The 22,993-nt window shown below is 71.3% G+C and carries 19 protein-coding genes; 10 read left to right on the forward strand and 9 right to left on the reverse strand.

Annotated features, from left to right (window positions below; all coding sequences use genetic code 11):
• The first annotated feature begins 47 nt into the window (after positions 1 to 47).
• Positions 48 to 1,640, forward strand: coding sequence for a histidine kinase N-terminal 7TM domain-containing diguanylate cyclase (locus J2S43_RS34195; RefSeq protein WP_306836201.1), 1,593 nt, complete (start codon positions 48 to 50; stop codon positions 1,638 to 1,640).
• A gap of 6 nt (positions 1,641 to 1,646) precedes the next feature.
• Here J2S43_RS34195 and J2S43_RS34200 read toward each other — a convergent pair whose 3' ends face one another.
• The 3 genes from J2S43_RS34200 to J2S43_RS34210 are packed head-to-tail and all read right to left on the reverse strand — an operon-like array spanning position 1,647 to position 5,686.
• A complete protein-coding gene (locus J2S43_RS34200) occupies positions 1,647 to 2,855 on the reverse strand; it encodes a type II toxin-antitoxin system HipA family toxin (protein WP_306836203.1) in 1,209 nt (402 codons plus the stop codon).
• 1 nt (position 2,856) lies between these two features.
• The gene (locus tag J2S43_RS34205) at positions 2,857 to 4,461 is read right to left on the reverse strand and encodes a DUF262 domain-containing protein (RefSeq protein WP_306836205.1); all 1,605 of its coding nucleotides are present in this window, start codon (positions 4,459 to 4,461) and stop codon (positions 2,857 to 2,859) included.
• Between the two features lie 40 nt (positions 4,462 to 4,501).
• Positions 4,502 to 5,686 (reverse strand): LOG family protein, encoded by a 1,185-nt coding sequence (locus J2S43_RS34210; protein WP_306836208.1) that lies wholly within the window; start codon positions 5,684 to 5,686, stop codon positions 4,502 to 4,504.
• 229 nt (positions 5,687 to 5,915) lie between these two features.
• On the opposite strand from J2S43_RS34210, the gene J2S43_RS34215 reads away from it, so the two are divergent.
• Entirely contained in the window at positions 5,916 to 6,335 is a 420-nt protein-coding gene (locus J2S43_RS34215) for a DUF3151 domain-containing protein (protein WP_306836210.1), read from the forward strand.
• Positions 6,336 to 6,400: 65 nt separating this feature from the next.
• On the opposite strand, the gene J2S43_RS34220 is transcribed toward J2S43_RS34215, so the two are convergent.
• The gene (locus J2S43_RS34220) at positions 6,401 to 8,257 is read right to left on the reverse strand and encodes a MinD/ParA family ATP-binding protein (protein ID WP_306836211.1); all 1,857 of its coding nucleotides are present in this window, start codon (positions 8,255 to 8,257) and stop codon (positions 6,401 to 6,403) included.
• Between the two features lie 207 nt (positions 8,258 to 8,464).
• A complete protein-coding gene (locus tag J2S43_RS34225) occupies positions 8,465 to 9,463 on the reverse strand; it encodes a diacylglycerol kinase family protein (protein WP_306836213.1) in 999 nt (332 codons plus the stop codon).
• Positions 9,464 to 9,591: 128 nt separating this feature from the next.
• On the opposite strand from J2S43_RS34225, the gene J2S43_RS34230 reads away from it, so the two are divergent.
• The 5 genes from J2S43_RS34230 (at position 9,592) to J2S43_RS34250 (ending at position 15,273) form a co-directional block, all read left to right on the forward strand.
• Positions 9,592 to 10,878 (forward strand): adenylosuccinate synthase, encoded by a 1,287-nt coding sequence (locus J2S43_RS34230; protein WP_306836216.1) that lies wholly within the window; start codon positions 9,592 to 9,594, stop codon positions 10,876 to 10,878.
• Between the two features lie 33 nt (positions 10,879 to 10,911).
• Entirely contained in the window at positions 10,912 to 12,153 is a 1,242-nt protein-coding gene (gene purD, locus J2S43_RS34235) for a phosphoribosylamine--glycine ligase (protein WP_306836218.1), read from the forward strand.
• 112 nt (positions 12,154 to 12,265) lie between these two features.
• On the forward strand, positions 12,266 to 13,408 hold the full coding sequence (locus J2S43_RS34240) for a polysaccharide pyruvyl transferase family protein (RefSeq protein WP_306836220.1): 1,143 nt from the start codon (positions 12,266 to 12,268) through the stop codon (positions 13,406 to 13,408).
• Between the two features lie 39 nt (positions 13,409 to 13,447).
• A complete protein-coding gene (locus J2S43_RS34245) occupies positions 13,448 to 14,881 on the forward strand; it encodes an FAD-dependent oxidoreductase (protein ID WP_306836221.1) in 1,434 nt (477 codons plus the stop codon).
• 173 nt (positions 14,882 to 15,054) lie between these two features.
• Positions 15,055 to 15,273, forward strand: a complete 219-nt coding sequence (locus tag J2S43_RS34250) for a hypothetical protein (RefSeq protein WP_306836222.1) — start codon at positions 15,055 to 15,057, stop codon at positions 15,271 to 15,273.
• 5 nt (positions 15,274 to 15,278) lie between these two features.
• On the opposite strand, the gene J2S43_RS34255 is transcribed toward J2S43_RS34250, so the two are convergent.
• Positions 15,279 to 15,797, reverse strand: coding sequence for a hypothetical protein (locus J2S43_RS34255; RefSeq protein WP_306836223.1), 519 nt, complete (start codon positions 15,795 to 15,797; stop codon positions 15,279 to 15,281).
• An 86-nt stretch (positions 15,798 to 15,883) separates the two neighbouring features.
• Positions 15,884 to 16,909: a class II fructose-bisphosphate aldolase gene (fbaA, locus tag J2S43_RS34260; RefSeq protein ID WP_306836225.1), complete on the reverse strand. Its 1,026-nt coding sequence runs from the start codon at positions 16,907 to 16,909 to the stop codon at positions 15,884 to 15,886.
• A gap of 201 nt (positions 16,910 to 17,110) precedes the next feature.
• Between fbaA and J2S43_RS34265 the strand changes: the two genes are divergently transcribed.
• On the forward strand, positions 17,111 to 17,296 hold the full coding sequence (locus tag J2S43_RS34265) for an Rv3202a family protein (protein WP_306836227.1): 186 nt from the start codon (positions 17,111 to 17,113) through the stop codon (positions 17,294 to 17,296).
• A 1-nt stretch (position 17,297) separates the two neighbouring features.
• On the opposite strand, the gene J2S43_RS34270 is transcribed toward J2S43_RS34265, so the two are convergent.
• Entirely contained in the window at positions 17,298 to 18,275 is a 978-nt protein-coding gene (locus tag J2S43_RS34270) for an LCP family protein (RefSeq protein ID WP_306836229.1), read from the reverse strand.
• A gap of 5 nt (positions 18,276 to 18,280) precedes the next feature.
• Positions 18,281 to 18,760 (reverse strand): SigE family RNA polymerase sigma factor, encoded by a 480-nt coding sequence (locus tag J2S43_RS34275; RefSeq protein ID WP_306836232.1) that lies wholly within the window; start codon positions 18,758 to 18,760, stop codon positions 18,281 to 18,283.
• A gap of 227 nt (positions 18,761 to 18,987) precedes the next feature.
• Between J2S43_RS34275 and J2S43_RS34280 the strand changes: the two genes are divergently transcribed.
• A complete protein-coding gene (locus tag J2S43_RS34280; protein WP_306836234.1) occupies positions 18,988 to 20,397 on the forward strand; it encodes a 3' terminal RNA ribose 2'-O-methyltransferase Hen1 in 1,410 nt (469 codons plus the stop codon).
• Positions 20,394 to 22,931 (forward strand): polynucleotide kinase-phosphatase, encoded by a 2,538-nt coding sequence (locus J2S43_RS34285; protein WP_306836236.1) that lies wholly within the window; start codon positions 20,394 to 20,396, stop codon positions 22,929 to 22,931. Before J2S43_RS34280 ends, J2S43_RS34285 begins: the two co-directional genes overlap by 4 nt.
• Positions 22,932 to 22,993: the final 62 nt, after the last annotated feature.

The raw sequence follows: 22,993 nt of genomic DNA on the forward strand, positions 1-22,993 counted from the left end.
CTGCCGATGGAGCCGTGTTCGAGACCGAGTCCGGGGAGGTGGCACGCATGATCACGATCGTGTTGTGCGTGCTCTTCCTGGCCGCGTCCGTGGTCTCCACCGCCATCGCGGCGGTGTCCTGGCGGCGGCGCAGCCGGGCGGCCGGCTTCGGCGCGACCGCGTTCCTGAACGTCGGGCTGGCCGGCTGGTCCGCGACCGACGCGGCCGAGATGCTGGTCCGGGACCCCGGCCTGCTGCAGCTCACCACCACGGTGTCGTTCGTCTTCGTCTGCGCCGTGGTGGTCGGCTGGCTGGTGCTCTCCTACGCGCTCGCGGACCGGGCCTGGCACCCGACCCGCCGGTTCGTCGTGCTCCTGGCGATCGAGCCGGTCCTGTGCGTGACCGCGATGGCCACCAACCCGTGGCACCACCTCTTCTTCGGCGGCTTCCGGGACACCGGGTTCGACGGCGGGCTGGTCCCGGTCTACGGCCCGCTGTTCTGGGCACACTCGGCCTACAGCTACGCGGTGCTCGGGTTCGCGTTCGTCCGGGTGGTGCGGCTCTGGTCGATCACCTCCAGCCGGTACCGGGCGGCCGCGTTCGCGGTGCTCATCTCGCTGCCGTCCGCGCTGCTCAACATGGTCGTGCTGTCGTTGCACGGCCGGCTCACCGACCTGACCGCGCTCGGCTTCGTGATCACCGCGCCGCTGATGTACTGGATGGTGGTCCGCGAGTCGATGCCGGCGCAGGCCCCGGTCGCCCACCGCCGCGTCTTCGAGAAGATCAGCGACGCGGTCGCGGTGGTCGGCCGCGACGGCCGGATCCTCGACATCAACCCGGCCGGCGAAGGTCTGCTCCGCCTGCTCAGCCCGGACATGCCCGCCGACGTCATCGGCCACACCATGGCGGACATCCTCGGCCCGGACACTCCGCTGATGCCCGGCCGCGACCTGCTCGTCGGCGACGACCGCGAACGCACCGTCGAGAACGCCCACGAATCCGGACTCGACCTGGACATCCGGATGAGCCGCCTCTACGGCCGCGGCGACCGCTGCGTGGGCTGGGCCATCGTCACCCGCGACGTCACCGACCTCAACCGGCAGCGCCGGGAACTCGAACGTCAGCTCCAGACGATCGAACTGCTCCGCGCCGACCTCGCCGAGCAGGCGCTCCGCGACCACCTCACCGGGCTGCACAACCGCCGGCACCTGATGTCCGGGCTGACCCGCGCGGTCACGGGCGCCGGGCCGCTGTCGGTCGCACTGATCGACATCGACCACTTCAAGAACATCAACGATCGGTACGGCCACGCCGCCGGCGACACGGTCCTGATCCGCGTCGCGACGCTGCTCGCCGGCGCGGCCCGCCCCGGCGAACTGTGCGCCCGCTACGGCGGCGAGGAGTTCGTCCTGGTCCTGACCGGCGACGACGCCCCGGCCCGGGTCGACGCGCTGCGCGCCCGGGTCGCCGGCACCCCGATCGACGTCGGCGACGGCCGCACGGTCACGGTCACGTTCAGCGCCGGCCTCGCGGCCCGTACCGGCCCGGAGACACCGGAGGTACTGCTGGAGATCGCCGACACCGCCCTCTACGCCGCCAAACACGCGGGCCGCGACCGCATCGTCCTCGCCCCGGACCCGCTGGCGCTGCCGAAGAGCTGACCGGTGTCAGCCCTGCGCCAGAGGAAGGGTACGAAGTCGACGCTCGTAGTGGTCGGCCAAACCGGGAAAGAAGCGCTTCGTCTCCATATGAGCGTCCTGTTCCCACACCTCGCGTAGCCGCGCGACGGTATGGGCAACGCGTTGGCCGATCCGGTCAGGGTCGGCACCGACGAATTCCGCCAAGCGCCGGAAGTGGTCGACGTTCAGGTACTCGGGCATCTGCTCGCCCGCCAGGCTCAGGGCCAGCGGCTGGTAGCGGAAGCGTTGGTACACGGAGAGCGAGTGGAAGTCGTAGACCGGCGCAAGTCGTGGCATCACACCGTCCGGGTACCACAAAGCCCAATTCTTCAGGTGGCCGTCGGTGTTCCCGGTGACGATCATGGCGACGAGACGATCGACGTAAGCCTCGAAATCACTCTCACCCGCCAGCAGGCGAATCACACCGCCTACGGTGTCGTAAGTGGCTCCTGACTCCCCGTACTTCTGTCGAGGACCGACGTTCGCCACCTGCGCGAAGTCCTCGACGTGCACCGGGCCGGCAGGTGAGCGATCGAACCGCTCAATCACGTACGCCATCGCTTCCGGGTCGAGAAAGCCCGGCGGAACGGTCGGTAGCGTCTCGGCCCGCACCAGATCGACCGGTGGAACATCAAATCCCGCAAGAGCGAGCCAGCGCATGGTCAGGTACTCGTTCTCGGCCAGCCGATTCAGCGCGCGGTCCGGCAGCTTGGCGATGACCCAGCCGTCCCTGTTCCTCATCGGCGCGGTCAGGCGGTCACCGCGAAGCGAGAACTTGAGCTGATAGCCGGCGAGCGAGTATCTAAGCGCATCGGGACCGGGATCCTCGTCGCGCGCAGTGAGGTCTTCCGACTCGTCCAGCCCTTGCTCGGCCTCGCCGTGAACCGTCACCGCCCCGGGAAGGTCATGGCCGAGGCGTAACAGCAAGCGAAAATCGCCGATATTACCGCCACCCATCTCCCGGATCACCTGCCGGCGGAACTCGCCCTCGGGGAGGAGGTTCGCAAGCCAGTCAGGAAGCCCGGTCCGCGCATGCCGCACGGTACGCGGGTCCTCCTCGAAGATCTGCCCCAGCACGCGATGATCCGGCCCTTGGAGATCATCTGTATAGGTCAGACGAGAGCTGCCCCTGTCATAGGTGAGAACCCCCACGACCTTCCCATGTAACCGCACCTCAGCAGTGACCCCAGCAACCATGTCAGGCCGCTTTCCGAATCATGTCAGCGATGGACCGACCGCCTCGCGCGCCCCACTCAGCCATGGCCGCGACATGGCGGCTGATCGCCCGCTCCACCAGCACCGCGCGGGCATGGAGGAACTCCTCATCGTGACCGCCGTGCAGCAGTGCGAACGTACCGTCGTCGACGAGGTGTGACTCGCGTACGTCGTCCGGTGCGCTGAGCAGCACGTTTCGGGCCGTCCGATTGAGGCCACGGCCGAGCACGATCCGATTGGCGAAGCCGTCCGCCAACGGATGTGAGTGATCCGCGACGATCTCCTTGATGATGTCCTTGGTCGTGTTCCTTGCGTCGAACAGGACTGCCGGGTCGAATGGCATTCCGGTGGCCGGATCGAGAGGGCTAGCCGACACCAGTCCGAGAAGATTGACCTTCGCTGCCGCATGGTTGAGGTGCACCTTGGACAGATCGGGACGGAAGTCCCCGCGGTCCTCTGCCAGCGACAGCAGCGTCTGTGCGGCGTCGTACGCATGGTCGGTGTCCAGCACCTCGATCGCCTGCCGCACCGCTGCGACGCTGGTGCCGCGTGCAGCCAACCCGCCGATCGCGTCCCGCCACACCCATCGGCGCAGCAATCGCGACAAACGGTCCGTCGGCTCTCCGTGCACCCGGACGAACCGAACGAGGATCGGAATCACATGCGAGTACGGCAGGAGCCGAAGATGTGGGATGCCCGCCTCGCCACGGAGGAAGTCGACGACCACTCGCAGGATCGTGGCGACCTCGCGGAACGTGTCCTGCCGGTCCTCGGAGGAGGCGAACTCGTCGTGGAAATTCTCACGAAACAGATCACCGCCGCGGTAAGCGAGCACACAGCGAAGTGCCAGCCGGTCGTCGATGCTGCCGAAGCCCGCCTCCGCCGCTACCGCACCGATGCTACGCAGGTCGCTTGGCGCCTGGCCGGACAGGCCCGAGTGCAGGGCATGGAAGACCTCCGCCTTGGTCAGCGGCTTTCCTGTGTTGTTCAAGCGGTCGAAGATCTGCCGCAGCGCGCTTTCGTCGCCGGTGTCAACGATGTATGTCGGAATCTGGTACTCACGGATGGCCTTCGCAACGGCATCGGCGGTCTCCAGGTGGGCATCCGTCAGCCACTCAGCGTTCGACCGCATCCAGGCGAAGAGCGCCTTCGTCTCCACCAGCCGATTGACCGGAAGCCAATGACGCGGGGCCTGCTGCCGCGCTCCCAAGGAGTGGAACTTGGAGGTGTCCAGATCCAGAAAGATTCGAAATCGCGGGTCTGTCGATTCGTCGGCCAGCAGCAGGGCACCGCCCAGACTGGTCACCCGTTGCTGGCCGTCGACGACCCAGTATGCGGAGTCCATCTGCCCCGCTTCGATTTGGAGCGGGCCGACACGCACGGTGGCCGCAGGCGCTGGACGACGCCACAGCAGCAGATTTCCGATCGGGAATCCGCGCAGCAGGCTGTCGAAGAGCGCGATGACATCGGTCGACTCCCATTTGAAGCCGCGCTGGAACGGTGGAATGCGAAGCAATCCTCTTTCCAACTCCCGAGCGAGATCGACCGGCGTCCGATATTCGATTCGCGGCCGGTCCAGTGTCGGCATTCGCGCCTCCCAGGGTATCTGCAACAGCCTAGCCCGATCATCACGCGGTGGCGGTCAAGATTTCCACGGCCCGGCCGGCGTCGTCGGTGAGGTGGATGGTGGCGGTCAGGTCGCCGTGCGGGGACTGGGCGAAGAGCGGGGCCAGCAGGGTCTGTACCGGGAGGGTCTCGGTCCAGAACGCGGTGTCGAGGAAGACGTAGGCGCCGCTCGGGCCGTCGGTGCCGTAGAAGGTCTTGGTGGCGGCCTGGAAGACCTCCTGGACCGTGCCGGCCCGACCGGGGGCGAAGACCAGGCCGCCACGGCAGAGGCGAAGAATTTGATCTTCACGAATGGCATTGCTGAAGTATTTCCCGACCTTGCCGGCGAACAGGTTCGCGGGCTCGTGGCCGTAGAGCCAGGTCGGGACGGACAGGCCGCCGCGACGGGCCCAGTGGGCCGCCGGGTCCGGCGCGAACTTCTCCCGGACCGCGAGCGCGGCCTCGGTGAACGGGCGGTGGTCCATGAAGTCGGGCGCGGCGGCGAGCATGTCGATCGCCTCGGTGAGGTCGTCCGCGGGCCGGGTGGAGAGGTAGGCGCCGAGGTTCGCGGCCTCCATCACGCCGGGGCCGCCGCCGGTGACGACCAGGCGGTCGCGCCGGGTCAGTTCCCGGCCGATCGTGGCCGCGAGGCGGTAGGCGGCCGAGCCGCGCGCGACCGCGTGACCGCCCATCACGCCGACCACGGAGGCGGGGCCGTGCTCGGCCAACCAGGCGTGCGTGGCGTACGCGAGTGCGCTGTCGATGCCGTGGTCGTGCAACCGCTGGGCGAGCGCCTCGCGGACCTCCGGGACCGCGCCGCCGTTCGCCCGGAAGTGCTGGTAGACGACGGTGTCGTACATGCCGTCGAAGCCGTGCTCGGCGAAGCCGGCGGAGAGGTCCTCGGCCGTGTAGAGCCGCGCCGGGTGCGTCGGGTAGGGCACCGCTCGCAGCGCCGGCACCACGGACGCGCCGCGCCGGACCAGGTCCGCGGTGACCTCGGCGGATGCGAACGAGCAGCCCAGGAAGAGCGTGCGGGTCAGGTCCACGCCGGTGAAGTCCGGCGGGTCGGTGTCCAGCGCGAGCCCGAGCACGGCCAGGTGGGCCAGCGAGCCGGCGGCGAGGTGGCGGTCGAGCTCGGCGCGCGTCTCCACCTCGGACTCGGTGTGGTCGTGGAGTTCGATGACGTCACGCGGCGGGGGAGTCGGCACGTGCTCAAGTTTGTCGCATTCGCGCAAGGAGGAGAGCCCGGCGGACGGCCGCCGGGCTCTCGACCTCCGGGTCCTGGGGAGGCTCCGGACCTCTGTTTGTAGTGCACCGGACGATCCGGCGCACCGGCCGACCGCGTCGAGGCCGGCGCCGCTCGCGTGACGAAACACTCAGCCGTTCAGCCAGGCCCGGTGCGACGGGCTGTCGTCCCGGCCGGGGTTAGATGGACGCATGCAGAATCTGATGCCACAGCCGCCGGCCACGCTGCTGCCCGGCGACGACGAGGCGGCGGCCGCGCTGGCCGCGGCCGATAACGACGAGGCCTTCGCGCAGGTGGCGGCTCGTTTCCCGACTAACAGCGCGGCCTGGGCGGCGCTCGCGAAACGGGCGATCGACAACGGCCAGACCGTCGCGGGGTACGCGTACGCCCGCACCGGATATCACCGCGGCCTGGACGCGCTGCGCCGCAACGGCTGGAAGGGCCACGGCCCGGTGCCGTGGGCGCACGAGCCGAACCGGGGCTTCCTCGGCTGCCTGCACGAGCTGGCCCGGGCCGCCGACGCGATCGGCGAGTCCGACGAGGCGGCGCGCTGCGCCCAGTTCCTCCGCGACTGCGACCCGGTCGCGGCGGACGCGCTCGCGGGAGCCTGACACACACACCAAGTGATCCAGGCGTCAGCGAATGGCGCCTGGATCACCGGTGGTTGAGGCAGCGGTCAGAGGCCTTCCGCGACGGCCGCGGCGATCTTGAGCCAGGCGTCGCGGGTGGCGGAGGAGAGCGTGCCGTAACGGATCGGCTCGCCGGTGTCGACGCTCCGCTCGTACGGCGCGGAGACCACGACGCGGGTCCGGGCCGCGAAGTGCCGGAAGATCGCGTCGGTGTCCAGGTCGCGCTTGGCCGACGGCGAGGACACGATCGTCACCGCCTGCCGGACCAGCCGCTGCCGGCCGGTCTGCTCCAGGTGGTCGAGCATCCGGGCCGCGGTCTCCGCCGAGTCGTTACGGGCGGACATCGTGACCACGAGTTGGTCGGTGGCGTCGATCGCGGCCTGCCAGTTCTGCGCGCGCACGTTGTTACCGGTGTCCACGAAGATCAGCTTGTAGAACCGGCTGACCACGTCGCGGATCTCGGCGAACGCGTCCGCGGTCAGGATCTCGCCCGCGGTCGCGGACTCGTCGGACGCGAGCACGTCGAACATGCCCTCGCCCTGCGCCCGCACGTACTGCGAGAGGTCGCCGACCCGGCCGCTCGCACCCTGGAAGCTGACCAGGTCGCGGAGCATGTCCCGGACGGTACGCGCGTGGAAGTCCTGCTGCGCGCGCATGCCGAGCGTGCCCTGGGTCTCGTTGTTGTCCCAGGCCAGCACGTACCCGCCGCGTCGCTGCCCGAACGTCATCGCGAGCAGCAGCACCGCGATGGTCTTCCCGGCACCGCCCTTCGGGTTGACGATCGTGACCTGCCGCAGCCCGCCGAAGTTCCGGCGGACCATGTCGATGTCCTTCTTGATCTCCTGCTCGCGCCGCCCCGGGGCCAGCGAGAGCAGGCCGAACGTGGCGTGCCGCAGACCGGCCCGGACGCCCATCTGCGCGACCGGGTCGGCCGGCTTCATGGTCCGGCGACGCGCGAAGTCGTCCGCGGTCGGCGACGGCGCGCTCAGGTCCGGTTCCCAGCCGGTGTCCGGCGCCGGCGGCTGGCCCTCCTGCGGCGGGAACGGCACCGGCGGGTACGCGGTCCCCTGCTGGTGGTAGGCGACCTGCTGCTGCCACGGCGGCTGACCCTGGTTCGGGTCGGGGATCGGCGGCTGGTTCGGGCCCGGGTAGGGCGGCCGGTCCAGCGTGGGCGGGCGCGGGAAGTCGGGCCGCGCGGTGCCGCCCTGAAGGTGCGGCTGCTCGCCGTCGCCGGCGTTGAGCGGCGGCGCGCTCGTCACCTCGGGCACCGGGCCGGGCATGGGCGGCGGCGGGCCGAAGGGGGGTGGCGTCGGTTCGGGGCCGGGCGGCACCGGACCGGGGTGCTGCGGCATCGGCAGCGCGTTCGGACCCGGGAAAGGACCGGGAACAGGACCGGGACCCGGGGGTACGGGTGGGATCGCGCCCTGCTGGTGCACCGGCGGGTACTGCGGCTGGTGCTGCTGGTGGACCATCGGCGGCGGCGCGTGCATCGGCCCCTGCTGATGGGCCGGACGCTGCTGGTGCACCGGCGGCTGATGCATCGGGTACTGCTGGTGCGGGCCCGGCTGCTGCGGCCCGGGGTACGGCTGCTGATGCGGGCCCGGCTGGTGTGGCCCGGGCGGGGGGTACTGCGGGCCCGGGTACTGCTGCTGCGGAACCGGGTACTGCGGAACCGGGCCGGGACCCGGATACTGCGGGCCCGGGTGGACCGGGTTCGGCCCGGACGTCTGCGGCCCCGGGTAGGCCTGGTTCGGGCCGGACTGATGCGGTCCCGGCACGGCGACGCGGCCCTGCACGCGCGGGTCGGGCCCGGGCGGGATCGTCGGCGGAGGGCCGGGCAGCGTGGGAGGGCCGGGCAGCGGCGGGACCGGCGGTGTGGGCACCGCGGGCGCCGGGTCGGACACCGGCCGTACCGCTGGACCCTGCTCTTGATCTTGCGGGGCCGGCACGGGAACACTGGCGCGAGGCGTGGTCGGTGGAGCCGGCGGCGGTGCCACCGGCTTGTTCTGCTGCGAGTCCGCCGGCGACGGATCCTGGTCGTCCGGAGACCAGAACGGCTCGTCGTCTTCCGTGTCCGACGAGAAGCTATTGACCACCGCGCACTGCCTCCCCTAGTTGACGTACGCCGCCCACGCCCCCGCCTCGGTCCACCAGGACCTCTTGCGGTTCAGCGTGCCGGCCACCCCGTCGTCGATGAACTGCACTTCCCCGTCCCGCGGCAGCACCGAGGCCGCCCGGCCACGGGCCCGCCGGACCTCGATCCGGAGCCGGGGCTTACGGAAGCGGGCCTTCGTCAGCACCGGCACCGCCACGGCCACCTCGACCGTGCCGTCGCCCGGATCAGCGCCGCTGAGCAGCGGGAGGCCGTCCAGGCTCGCGTAACCGGCCGCGTTGCCGACCGCACACGCCAGGATTCCCTCTTCCCCGTCGCTCAACACCGTGTCGTCCACCTGCACTCTGCCTCGCCAGGGCAAGGGCTTGCCGTCCTCACTCTTACCGCCCAGTAGCGTTCCGTCCAGCGTGACGGATCCCGCATCGGTGCGCAGCAGGTCGATCCGGCGGGTGCGGTCACCGAGCACCGCGGCCGCGACCGCGGCCGGGTCCCGGGGCAGGCCGAGTTGTGCGGCCAGGTCGTCGGGGGTGCCGGCGCGGATCGGGTCGAGCGGCAGCACGCCGAGCGCGGGCAGATCCGGCACGGTCCGCGACTCGGGCAGATCGGCCGGGCGCTTGCTGGGCGGCGGCGCGAACCGGCGGACCAGGCGGCGGACCACGGCGCGGATCTGCGCGTCGGACGCGGCCGCGACCACGACCCGGGTCTTGCTCTCCGAGTCGGGCCAGGTCAGGCCGTCCGCGCGCGGCGGGGCGTCCAGCCGGGCGAGCACCGCGTCGATCTCCGCGTCCGAGCGGGCGGTGACGAACTCCACCCGCGCGCCGGCCGCGGTCAGCGCGTCGCCGCAGGCCAGCACGGGCACGCGGGTGCCCGGCTCGGCGCAGGAACGGTCGACCGGCTCCTTGTCGTCGGCGCCGCCACAACAGGATCCGCCGAGCCCGCAGGCGTCGGCACCGGCGGGCGCGCCGGAAGCGAGGCTGAGCAGCACCACGTCGTACACGGCCGGTGGCCTCCCGTGATCTTCTCGGCCATCTCCAACGTGGCCGTAACTTCTTGTTAGCCTGACACCTCGGGCTTGCCGTGTGGTCGCCACCTTGGCACCCGAGCCCCTCGAAGGCGGGTTTGCAGATGCCAGCGATAGTGCTTCTCGGCGCGCAATGGGGCGACGAGGGCAAGGGCAAGGTTACCGACCTGCTGGGCGAGCGGGTCGACTACGTGGTGCGGTATTCCGGTGGCAACAACGCCGGACACACCGTGATCACTCCCGACGGCCAGAAGTATGCCCTTCACCTCATGCCGTCCGGCGCGCTGTCGCCGAACGCGATCATCGTGATCGGCAACGGCGTCGTGGTCGACCCCAAGATCCTCCTCCAGGAGATCGACGGCCTGAACGAGCGCGGCGTCGACGTGTCCCGGCTGCGCATCTCCGGTGACGCACACCTGATCATGCCGCACCACCGCGCGCTGGACCGGGTGGTGGAGCGCTACCTCGGCTCGTCCCGGATCGGCACCACCGGGCGCGGCATCGGCCCGGCCTACGGCGACAAGGTCGCGCGGATGGGCATCCGCGTGCAGGACCTGCTCGACCCGGGCATCCTGCGCAAGAAGCTCGAGCTGGCGCTGCGCGAGAAGAACCAGATCCTGTTCAAGGTCTACAACCGCAAGGCGATGGACGTGGACGCGGTGGTCGAGGAGTACCTCGGCTACGCGGAGCGACTGAAGCAGTACATCGCGGAGACCCGGACGATTCTCTGGGACGCGCTGGACCGGGGCGAGAACGTGCTGCTCGAGGGCGCACAGGCGACCATGCTGGACATGGACCACGGCACCTACCCGTTCGTCACCTCGTCGAACCCGACCGCCGGCGGCGCGTGCGTGGGCGCGGGCATCCCGCCGACCGCGATCACCAAGGTCATCGCGGTGAGCAAGGCGTACACCACGCGCGTCGGCTCCGGCCCGTTCCCGACCGAGCTGTTCGACGAGTTCGGCCAGCACCTGCGCAAGATCGGCCACGAGTACGGCACCACCACCGGCCGGGAGCGCCGCTGCGGCTGGTTCGACGCGGTGGTCGCGCGGTACGCCTCCCGGCTGAACGGTGTCACCGATCTGGTGGTCACGAAGCTGGACGTCCTCTCCGGACTGGAGAAGGTGCCGATCTGCGTCGGCTACGAGATCGACGGCGAGCGGGTCGACGACATGCCGATGACGCAGACCGACTTCCACCACGCCAAGCCGGTCTACGAGGAGCTGGACGGCTGGTGGGAGGACATCTCGCAGGCCCGCACCGAGTCCGAGCTGCCGAAGAACGCCCGGCGGTACATCGCGCGGATCGAGGAGCTGTGCAACACCCGGGTCAGCGTGGTCGGCGTCGGGCCGGGCCGCGAGGAGAACGTGGTCCGGCACCAGCTGATCTGAGCGAGATCAAACGGCGTCGGTAGCATCCCCGGCGTGCGCGTACTTCTCATCGGTTCCGGAGGGCGTGAACACGCCCTCGCCATCGGCCTCGCGGCCGACCCCGCTGTCGAGCAGCTGTTCGCGGCGCCGGGCAACCCCGGCATCGCCCAGCTCGCCGAGCTGCGCGAGGTGACCGCGACCGACCCGGCGGCGGTCGCGGCGCTCGCCGTCGAGGTCGCCGCCGACCTGGTCGTGATCGGCCCGGAGGCGCCGCTGGTGGCCGGCGTGGCGGACGCGGTGCGGGCCAAGGGCATCGCCGCCTTCGGCCCGTCCGCCGCCGCGGCCGAGCTGGAGGGCTCGAAGACGTTCGCGAAGGACGTGATGTCCGCGGCCGGCGTGCCGACCGCGCGTTCACGCACCTGCACCACGCCGGAGCAGGCCGCGGCCGCGCTGGACGAGTTCGGCGCGCCGTTCGTGGTGAAGGACGACGGCCTCGCGGCCGGCAAGGGCGTCGTGGTCACGGACGACCGGGAGGCCGCGCTCGCCCACGCGGCCGAGTGCGGCCGGGTCGTCATCGAGGAATACCTGGCCGGTCCCGAGGTCTCGCTGTTCGTGGTGACCGACGGCGAGGCCGCGCTGCCGCTGATGCCGGCCCAGGACTTCAAGCGCGCCGGCGACGGCGACGCCGGGCCGAACACCGGCGGCATGGGCGCCTACACGCCGCTGGACTGGGCGCCGTCCGGCCTGGTCGACCAGGTGATGGCCGAGGTCGTTCACCCGACGCTGGCCCAGATGCGCCGGCGCGGCACGCCGTTCTCTGGCCTGCTCTACGTCGGACTGGCGATCACGAGGTCCGGCCCGCGCGTGATCGAGTTCAACGCCCGCTTCGGCGACCCGGAGACCCAGGTCGTGCTGGCCATGCTGACCACGCCGCTGGCCGGGCTGCTGCGCGCGGCCGCGATCGGTGAGCTGGCCGCGCACCCGCCGCTGGCCTGGCGGGACGGCGCCGCGGTGACCGTGGTGGTGGCGTCCGAGGGTTACCCGGAGGCGCCGCGGACCGGTGGCGTGCTGACCGGCGCGGAGCGGCCCGGCGTGATCCACGCGGGCACGAGGCGGCGGGACGACGGCGCGCTGGTCTCGTCCGGCGGCCGGGTGGTCTGCGCGACCGCGACCGGTGCCGATCTGACGGCCGCGCGCGCCGCCGCGTACGCGCTGGTGAAGGGCATCGAACTGGCCGGTTCGCATCACCGCACGGACATCGCGCTCGCGGCTGCGGAAAGGCGCGTAACGGTCTGACCAGCGCAAAAACCTAGTCCGATTCGTCACGTGTGTCACTCTGAGAAAAAGGGGTAGGGAGCGTGCGAGTGCGGCGCCCGCCGGGCTCGCACACGACGTAGGGAGGTGCGCGGTGCTCGACAGAACCGGACCCACCGTAGGCGTGCTCGGCTCGTACGGCGGACTCAACCTCGGCGACGAGGCGATCCTCACCAGCCTGCTCGACGATCTGCGCAACCGTCGGCCCGACGCCCGAATCCTGGTCTTCTCCCGGCATCCGGAGAACACGAAGGCGAAGCACCCGAACGTCGAGGTGGTCGGCTGGGAGGGGATCAGCCGGCAGGCGACCGCGACCTCTCTCGGCGAGCTCGACCTGCTGATCCTCGGCGGCGGTGGCATCCTCTACAACACCGAGGCGCGGCGCTACCTCCGGGTGGCCAAGGCGGCCCAGGAGCGCGGCGTGCCGGTCTTCACCTACGCGCTCGGCGCCGGTCCGCTCACCGAGGAGACGGACTGCGCCATCGTCCGCGAGGTGCTCTCCGAGGCGGTCGAGGTAACGGTCCGGGACGAGGAGTCCCGGCTGGTCCTCGAGGAGGCCGGCGTCACCCGCACCATCCACGTCACCGCGGACCCGGCGCTGCTGCTGGACCCGGAGGACTTCAGCGACGACATGCTGCGCGCGGAGGGCATCCCGGCCGGGCGGCGCCTGGTCGGCATGAGCGTCCGGGAGCCCGGCAAGGCCGCGGAGCACCTGGACGAGGAGTCGTACCACCAGCTGCTCGCGCAGATGGGCGACTTCCTGGTGCACCGGCTCGACGCCCAGCTGCTCTTCGTGCCGATGGAGCGCGACGACATCCGGCACTCGCACGCGGTCCTCTCGCACATGACCGCGGTGCAGGACTGCCGCGTGCTCTACGGCGACTACCGGCCCCGGCAGGTGCTCGGCCTGATGCGGCACCTGGACCTGGCGGTCGGCATGCGCCTGCACTTCCTGATCTTCAGCGCGCTCAGCAGCGTGCCGTTCCTGCCCCTGCCGTACGCCGGGAAGGTCTTCGACTTCGCCCAGCAGGCGGGAGCGCCCGCCCTCCGCGGCGTCATGCGCGAGTCGGCCGGCCCGCTGCTCGCGCAGGTCGACCGGCTCTGGGACGAACGGCCGGAGCGGGTCGCCGACACCGGCGAGCGGATGGCCGTGCTGCGGGCCCGGTCGCGGGAGACCGGCGAGCGGCTCGGTGCGGTCCTGGAGAACATCCACCCGCGCACACTGATCGCCGCGTAGAAAGGGATAGGAGACCGCGACCGGGGTAGGGGATCAGTCATGACGTTGTCGCCGTACGTGTCGACCGCATACCTGTCCCCTCCCCCTCAGGAAGAACTCGTCGAGCTGCCGGCCCGTCGCGCCCGACGCGCCGGCCGCACGAACGTGCTGGTCGTCGGCGGTGGCCCGGCCGGAATCGGGGCGGCGCTCGGTGCCGCCGCCACCGGCGTCCGGGTGACGCTCGTCGAGCGGTACGGCTTCCTCGGCGGCAACGCGACCGCCGCGCTGGTGATGCCGCTGACCAGCTTCCACAACGAGATGAAGCAGGCGGTCGGCGGCGACGACACCCGGCTGCTCCCGACCGACCACGGCGAGGGCGAGCCGGTCGTCGGCGGCGTGCTCTGGACCATGCTCGACCGGCTGCACCAGATGGGCGGCGTGATCAAGCCGGGCCCGGAGACCGGTTACACCGTGCCGTTCGACCCGGAGCTGTTCAAACTCACCGCGTACGAGTTGCTGGCCGAGGCCGGCGTGCACATGCTGCTGCACTCGTTCGCGTCCGACGTGATCGACCTCCCGGACGGCGTCCGCGTGGTCTTCGAGGGCAAGTCCGGCCCGCTCGTCATCGACGCGGACGTGGTCGTCGACTGCACCGGCGACGGGGATCTCGCGGCCGCGGCCGGCGCTCCCTACGAGATCGGCCGTCCCGAGGACGGGCTGACCCAGCCGATGACGCTCATGTTCCGGATGGGCAGGTTCAACCACGAGGGCTTCAACGGGTACGTGCGGGAGCACCCGGACCAGTGGCGCGGCGTCTACGGCCTGTGGGACCTGATCCGCGAGGCCACCGAGGCCGGCGAGCTCGACCTCACCCGCGAGGACCTGCTCTTCTTCGCCACGCCGTACGACGACGAGGTCGCGGTCAACTCCACCCGCGTCACCGGCGTGCTCGGCACCAGCGTCTTCGACCTGACCCGGGCCGAGCTGGTCGCGCACGAGCAGATGGCGCAGATCGCCCGCTTCCTCCGGCGCCGGGTGCCCGGCTTCGAGCAGTCCTACGCGGTGCAGAGCGGCGTCCAGGTCGGCGTCCGGGAGACCCGCCGCATCCAGGGCGAATACACGCTGACCGGCGACGACGTGCTGACCGCGCGCAAGTTCGACGACGTGATCGCGCGCGGCGCCTACCCGGTCGACATCCACAACCCGACCGGGCGCGGCACCGTGCTCAAGCGGCTGCCGCAGGGCACGTCGTACGACATCCCGCTGCGCTGCCTGCTCCCCCGCGGCACCGACCGTCTCCTGGTGGCCGGCCGCGCGATCTCCGGCGACCACGTGGCCCACTCCTCCTACCGCGTCATGCCCATCTCGATGGCCACCGGCCAGGCCGCCGGCGTCGCCGCCGCGCTCGCCTCCCGCGACGGCAAGCCCCCGCGCGACCTCTCCGTCGAGGCCGTCCAGCGCGAACTCCGCCACCAGCGCGCCAGCCTCTCCTGACGCCTCAGCCGCGGGGTCTGTGGTGACCCACCCGCTGACCGGCAGGGAGGCCGCCCGCGGCCGACCGGTGCCCGCGGGAGCGTGCGGGCGGTGCCACGCCGGAAGCGGGCAGATCCGGATCTGAGAGATCTCGCCGCCCTGCGGGTTTGCGTCCATGCCGAACACTCGTGCTCATGGAGATCTTCGTAATCGGGCTGGTGCTGGTGTTGATCATCGCGGTGCTGGCAGGCCGGAGCGGCACGAAGAAGCGGGGGCGGGGAGGCGGCTACATCTCCGGCGGGCACAGCGGCAGTAGCGGCGGCGGCGACGGCTGGGGCGGCGGAGACAGCGGCGGTGGAGACAGTGGCGGAGGCGGTGGAGGCGGCGGCGACGGTGGAGGCGGCGGCAGCTGAGCCGGTCAGACGATCGGGACGCGGTGCCAGAAGCCGATCGGGAGGTTGATCTCGTCGGCGGTGGAGATGCCGTTCTCGTCAAGCGCGTTGTGGATCGCGAGGCGCACGCCGTCGAAGATCAGTTCGACGGCGTGCAGCACCCGGGGACGCCACTGGGACGGCATGATCCGCTCGATCACGTTGACCTGGCGCAGCGTGCGGCCGCGCAGCGCGGCCAGTTCGGGCAGCCTGCCGGAGCGCCAGTCGAGGCGGATGCCGGGCCAGTCGAGCGGCGTGGTCACGTCGATCTGGCCCCAGGTGATGGCGCACTCGTCGAACTTGCGGTGGGTGATCTCGACGTTGAGGTCGCCGAAGCCGAGAACGACCGGGCCGCCCGCGAACCAGGAGTCGCCGTCCAGATCCCACATCAGCCAGGCGTCGACCAGCGGACGGTCCAGGACGCGGGCGAAACGGGCGCGGTGCGCGGCCGCGAGGGCGCGGGAGCTGAACTGCCACTCCGGCTCGTATCCGTCGATGCCGAGCATGACCCGCGACCTCCCTTGCAGTCGCTAGATCGTAAACGGCCGGCCCCCGGATGGGGACCGGCCGCCTCGAGATCGGACTGAAAGGATTACTTGCTCAGCGTGGTGCCGGTCGAGCGGAGGTGCTCGCAGGCCTCGACAACGCGCTTGGCCAAGCCGTTCTCGGCCAGCTTGCCCCAGGCGCGCGGGTCGTACGCCTTCTTGTTGCCGACCTCGCCGTCGATCTTCAGGACGCCGTCGTAGTTCTTCATGATGTGGTCGACGACCGGGCGGGTGAACGCGTACTGCGTGTCGGTGTCGATGTTCATCTTGATCACGCCGTAGTCCAGCGCGCCGTGGATCTCGGAGAGCAGCGAGCCGGACCCGCCGTGGAAGACCAGGTCGAACGGCTTCTCCTTGCCGTACTTCGCGCCGACGGCCTCCTGGATCTCCTTGAGGATCTCCGGGCGGAGCTTGACGTTGCCCGGCTTGTAGACGCCGTGCACGTTGCCGAAGGTCAGGGCCGTCATGTAGCGGCCCTTCTCGCCCAGGCCGAGCGCGGCCGCGGTGGCCAGGCCGTCCTCGACCGTGGAGTAGAGCTTGTCGTCGATCGCGGCGGAGACGCCGTCCTCCTCGCCACCGACCACGCCGACCTCGATCTCGAGGATGATGTGCGCGGCCGCGGAGAGTGCGAGCAGCTCCTCCGCGATCTGCAGGTTCTCCTCGACCGGCACGGCCGAGCCGTCCCACATGTGCGACTGGAACAGCGGGGCCCTGCCGTTCGCGACGCGCTCCTTGGAGAGCGCGAGCAGCGGCCGCACGTACCCGTCGAGCTTGTTCTTCGGGCAGTGGTCGGTGTGCAGCGCGATGTTGATCGGGTAGTTCTTCGCGACCTCGGTCGCGTACTCCGCCAGCGCGACGGCACCAGTGATCATGTTCTTCACGGTCGGGCCGGACGCGTACTCGGCACCGCCGGTGGAGATCTGGATGATGCCGTCGCTGCCCGCCTCCGCGAAGCCCTGCAGGGCCGCGTTCAGGGTCTGCGAGGACGTCACGTTGATCGCGGGGTACGCGAAGGCGCCGGCCTTGGCGCGGTCGAGCATCTCGGCGTAGACCTCAGGGGAGGCGATAGGCATCGGAGCAACTCCTTGATGTGGTGCGCTGGGTCCGGAACCCCCGGCGGGACCGCGTTGTCCTTCGCCGGAAGTATCCCGCACGCCTCATGTGTCGAGAACATCGCCCTGGAGTTACGGCCACAGTCACGGGCACGGGTTTTCGCGGCTCGATCCGGGGGAAGGCATTCCGGCCGTACCGTGAGGTGACGCGAGGAGGCGGTCATGACCTACCCCGATGATCTGGTGCTGCGCGACCGGGAGGCGCCCGAGGGGGACCTGGCCGAGCAGGCACGCCCGGTCCACGAGGACGATCCCGCCGAGCGGTTCACGGCGAGTGACGAGGTCAACGAGGCGGACGCCGCCGAGCAGGCACGCGAGGTGCAGCTGCCCGACGACGACTACCGCTGACTCACCGCGTGAGGTAGTCCGGGTGGGCGTCCACCCACCCGCTCATCGCACCGCCTCGGAGCGCCTCGAAGAGCGTGTCCGGCAGGTCGGTGCCGGGCCGGGCCGCGGCGATCCCCACGACCGGCTTACCGTCCAGGTTCATACCGGCGATCGCGGTGACCAGTTCGAGTCCGCCCTGGTCCAGGCTCAGTCCGTCGCCGGCGGCCCGGACCAGTTCCAGCAGGCTGGCGCCGGCCGCCTTCGCGGCTATCGCCCGCAGGTAGCGCTGGCCGTTCCGGTCCCGGTCGTAGGAGTCCTGGTCCAGGCCGTACCGCTGCCGCAGCAGGTCGATCGCGGCGGCGCCGTCGAAATCGGAGCAGCCCGCGGCGTACCGCCGATGGGTGTGCCAGGAGACCACCTCCTGGTCGAGGCAGAGTTCGACGCCGCCGACCGCGTCCGTGATCGCCTCGACCGCGGAGTAGCGGACCGTCACGGTGCCGTCGAACGTCATTCCGGTCAGCTCGCGCACCGTGGTCTCGGTCAGGTCCGGGCCGCCGAGCATGAACGTCCGGCTCAGCGTGTCGCGGTCGTGGCCTGGGATCGGCACGTCCCGGTCGCGTGGCAGCGACACCAGATAGACCGCGTCCCGTCCGGCCGGCACGTGCGCGACCAGCACGGTGTCCGCGCGCGCGTCGGCGCCGTCGCCGTCCGCGCCGATCAGCAGCACGTTGAGCGGCCGGTCCGCGGCGACGACCGCCACCGGCGGCGGTGACACCGAGGAGGCCACCTCGACCGGCGCGGCGTTCCCGGTCTCCCCGCTGATCAGCGTCGGTACGGCCAGCACCGCGGTGACCGCGAGCGCCGCGCCCACGGAACGGCTGATCAGCCGGAGGCGACGGCGGCGGCCGGTGGTCTCGTCGATGGCCCGGCGCAGCGGTCCCGGGTCCGGCGCGAGGTGCTCGTGGCGGGCGAACGTGTCCCGCAGGTCGTTCTCGATCATCTCTCCTAGACCTCCACCAACTGCGCCCGGAGCGTGGCGAGGGCACGCGAGATCGACGCCCGGACCGTGCCGACCGCGCACCCGAGGATCTCGGCGATCTCCGCGTCCGGCAGGTCCTCGTAGAAACGCAGCACCAGCGCGGCACGCTGCCGTTTCGGCAGGCGGGAGAGCCAGGCCCAGATCTGGTCCCGTTCCGCCGTGGCCTCGGCATGATCCAGCGGTACGGCGAGCGCCTCGTCCGGCTCCGCGCGCAGCAGCACCCGTCGCAGCCAGGAGCCGCGCCGCCAGTCCAGGTACTGGTTGGTGAGCATGCGGCGCACGTACCGGTCGGGCGAGTCGGCACGGGCCACCCGGCGCCAGTTGAGCTGGACCCGGACCATCGTCTCCTGCACCAGGTCCTGTGCCAGGTGCGGATCCTGCGTCAGCATGACCGCGTACCGCGACAGCGCGGGCAGCCGGGAGTCGGCGAACTCCGCATAGTCCAAGGGGCACCTCCGAGTGCTCTCCCTGAGATGACGTGCGGCGGCCCCTGAATCATTGCGAACGATCGCAAGAAAGTTATCCACCGGGCTTGACCTGGGGTTTTGCGGTTATCCCCAGGGTTATCCACAGGGCCGCCGGTTTATCCACAGCCCTCGGGTGGCCGGTGGGGCGACGAGGGCCGTGCCGAAAATTGAGCGCGGCTCGTGGTTGTCGCTGCGACGATGTACGGGTGCTGATGACCGTCTCGACCACGCATACGCCCGCCACCGACCTCGGCTATCTCCTCGTCAAGCATCCGGATCGGGTGCATCGGTTCGACATGCCGGCCGGGCAGGCGTACGTGATGTATCCCGAGGCGACCGCCGAGCGCTGCACCGCGGCGCTGCTGCTGGACATCGACCCGCACGCGCTGCACTCCGGCCGCAAGCGCGGCAGGGCGCCGGACTCGGCCGGACTCGGGCAGTACGTCAACGACCGGCCGTACGCCGCGTCCAGCATGCTCGCGTCCGCACTGGGCAAGGCGTTCCGCAGCGCGCTGCGCGGCGCGTCGAAGGACCGGCCGGAGCTGGCCGGCACCGCGATCCCGCTGGAGATCGCGGTTCCGGTGCTGCGCTGCCGCGGCGGTGCGGAGCTGGCGCCGCGGCTGTTCGACCCGCTCGGCTGGGCCACGTCCGTGACGCCGATCCCGCTGGACGACGACTGGGGCGACAGCCGGTACGTGGAGTTGCGGCTGACCGGCACGCTCCGGCTCTCCGACGCGCTCAACCACCTGTATGTGCTGCTCCCGGTGCTGGACGACGCCAAGCACTACTGGGTCGCGCCGGACGAGATCGACAAGCTGGTCCGCGCCGGCGAGGGCTGGCTGTCCGGCCACCCCGAGCGCGCGCTGATCACCCGGCGTTTCCTGGCGCACCGCCGGGCGCTGGCCGGTGCCGCGCTGGCCCGGCTCGCCGAGGAACGCAGCCGGCTGGCCGAGCTGGACGACGTCGCGGACCCGGACACCATCGAGGAGACGGAGCCGGCGGCGGAGAAGCGTCAGCCGCTGGCCGTGCAGCGCCGCGACGCCGTGCTGGCCGCGCTGCGCGAGCTGGGGAGCGCCCGCGTGCTGGACCTGGGCTGCGGTCCCGGCGCGCTCCTCGCCGACCTGGTCCGTGACCGCCGGTTCACCGAGATCGTCGGCGCGGACGTCTCCACCCGCTCGCTGGAGATCGCGGAGCGGCGGCTGCGCCTGGACCGGCTGCCGGACCGGCAGCGCGAGCGGATCAAGCTGTGGCAGACCGCGCTCACCTACCGCGACGACCGGCTGCGCGGCTTCGACGCGGCCGTGCTGATGGAGGTGATCGAGCACGTCGACCCGCCGCGGCTGGCCGCGCTGGAGGACGCCGTCTTCGGCCACGCGGCGCCGAACGCGGTGCTGGTGACCACGCCGAACGCGGAGTACAACGTGCACTACGAGCTGGCCGGGATGCGTCACCACGACCACCGGTTCGAGTGGACGCGCGCGGAGTTCGCCGCGTGGGCCGCCCGCGTCGCCGCGCTCTACGGGTACGCCGTACGCCTGCACGGCATCGGCGACGCCGACCCCGAGGCCGGCTCCCCCACCCAGTTCGCCGTCTTCACCAAGGAGGTGTCCGCATGACCGAGCTGACCATTCCCGAGCTGTCCCTGGTCGCGCTGGTCGGCATCTCCGGATCCGGCAAGTCGACGTTCGCCCGGCGTCACTTCGCGCCCACCCAGGTGCTCTCCTCGGACGCGTTCCGCGCCATGATCGCGGACGACGAGAACGACCAGTCCGCGTCCGGCGACGCGTTCGACGCGCTGCACTACGTGGCCGGCAAGCGCCTGGCCGGCGGCCGGCTGACCGTGGTCGACGCCACCAACCTGCAGGAGCACGCCCGGGCCAACCTGGTGAAGGTCGCGCGGGAGCACGACGTGCTGCCGGCCGCGATCGTGCTGGACGTGCCGGAGTCGCTGGCCTGGGAGCGGACCGAGGCGCGGGCGGACCGCACGTTCGGCCGCGAGGTGCTGGCGCGCATGCGCCGTGACCTGCGGCGGTCGCTCGGCCGGCTGCAGCGCGAGGGCTTCCGGAAGATCCACGTGCTGCGCGGCGCGGAGGAGATCGACGCCGCGACCATCGGCTTCGAGAAGCTCTTCAACGACAAGCGCGAGCTGACCGGGCCGTTCGACATCATCGGCGACGTGCACGGCTGCCGCTCGGAGCTTGAGACGCTGCTGACCACGCTGGGCTGGGAGATCCACCGGGATGCTGCCGGGTACGCCGTGTCCGCGAGCCACCCGCAGGGTCGCACCGCCGTGTTCGTCGGTGACCTGGTCGACCGCGGGCCGGACACGCCCGGCGTGCTGCGCCTGGTGATGGGCATGATCGAGGCCGGCACCGCGCTGTGCGTGGCCGGCAACCACGAGGCGAAGCTGCTGCGCAAGCTGCGCGGCCGGGACGTGCGGCTGACCCACGGGCTCGCCGAGTCGGTCGCGCAGCTGGAGGCGGCGCCGCGCGAGTTCCTCGACCGGCTGCCCCGCTTCCTCGACTCGCTGATCAGCCACTACGTGCTGGACGGCGGCCGTCTGGTGGTCGCGCACGCCGGGCTGAAGGAGGCGTACCACGGTCGCGCGTCCGGCCGGGTCCGCTCGTTCGCGCTCTACGGCGAGACGACCGGCGAGTCCGACGAGTACGGCCTGCCGGTCCGCTACCCGTGGGCGCAGGACTACCGGGGCAAGGCCATGGTGGTCTACGGCCACACGCCGGTGCTCGCGCCCGAGTGGGTGAACAACACCATCTGCCTGGACACCGCCGCGGTCTTCGGCGGCTCACTGACCGCGCTCCGCTACCCGGAGAAGGACCTGGTGAGCGTGCCCGCGGAGGCGGTGCACTACGCGCCGGTCCGCCCGCTGCACACGCTGCCGGGTGCCCAGCGCCCGGCGGACGCGCTGGAACTGTCCGACGTGACCGGCCGCCGGCACCTGGAGACCGGGTACGGCACGGTGACCGTCGCCGCGGAGAACTCGGCCGCCGCGCTGGAGGTGATGAGCCGGTTCGCGATGGACCCGCGCGCGCTGCTCTGGCTGCCGCCGACGATGGCACCGTGCTCGACCGCGCCGTCCGGCGACTTCCTGGAGCACCCCGCGCAGGCGTTCGAGGACTACCGGTCCGCGGGCGTGACGACGGTGGTGTGCGAGGAGAAGCACATGGGTTCCCGCGCGGTGGTGCTGCTCTGCCGGGACGCGGAGGCGGGCAAGCGCTTCGGCGTGTCGCTGGGCGCGGTGTGGACGCGTACCGGCCGGCCGTTCTTCGACGACCCGGCGCTCACCGGCGACCTGCTGCGCCGCGCCGGTGCGGCCGCGGAGGCCGCCGGACTGTGGGACGAGCTGTCCACCGGCTGGGTGCTGCTCGACTGCGAGCTGCTGCCCTGGTCCGCCAAGGCCGGCGCCCTGATCCGCGAGCAGTACGCGAGCGTCGGCGCGGCCGCGAACGCGGCGCTTCCGGCCGTGGCGTCGATGCTGGCGACCGCGGCCGGACGTGGCCTGGACGTGGCCGGGCTGCGCGACCGGACGGCCCGGCGCACCGGTGACGTGGCCCGCTACCGCGACGCCTACCGGCGGTACGTGCGACCGACCGACGGCCTGACCGGTGTGACGCTCGCGCCGTTCGCGGTGCTGGCCGCGGACGGTGTCTCGTTCTCCGGCCGCGACCACGGCTGGCACCTGATGCTGGCGGACCGGCTCTGCGCGGCCGACCCGCAGTTGTTCACGCCGACCGGCCGCCGGATCGTGGACCTCGGCGACGAGGCCGCGATCGCGGAGGCCACGAACTGGTGGCTGGAGCTGACCGGCGCCGGCGGCGAGGGCATGGTGGTGAAGCCGTTCGAGGGGCTGGCGGTGCGATCCGCCAAGGGCCGCCTGCAGCAGCCCGGCATCAAGTGCCGCGGCCGGGAGTACCTGCGGATCATCTACGGCCCGGAGTACACCGAGCCGGAGACGCTGGAGCGGCTGCGGAACCGGGCGCTCGGCCGCAAACGCGGGCTGGCTCTGCGCGAGCACGGCCTCGGGCTGGGCGCGCTGGACCGGCTCGCCGAGGGCGCGCCGCTGTGGCGAATCCACGAATTGGTGTTCGCGGTTCTCGCGTGTGAATCGGAGCCGGTCGACCCCCGTCTGTGACGGTAAAGACACGGAACGGTGAGAATGGCGCGGCCGGGCATTCCCCGGCCGCGCACACTCCG

Source organism: Catenuloplanes nepalensis (genome assembly GCF_030811575.1).
GTDB lineage: Bacteria > Actinomycetota > Actinomycetes > Mycobacteriales > Micromonosporaceae > Catenuloplanes > Catenuloplanes nepalensis.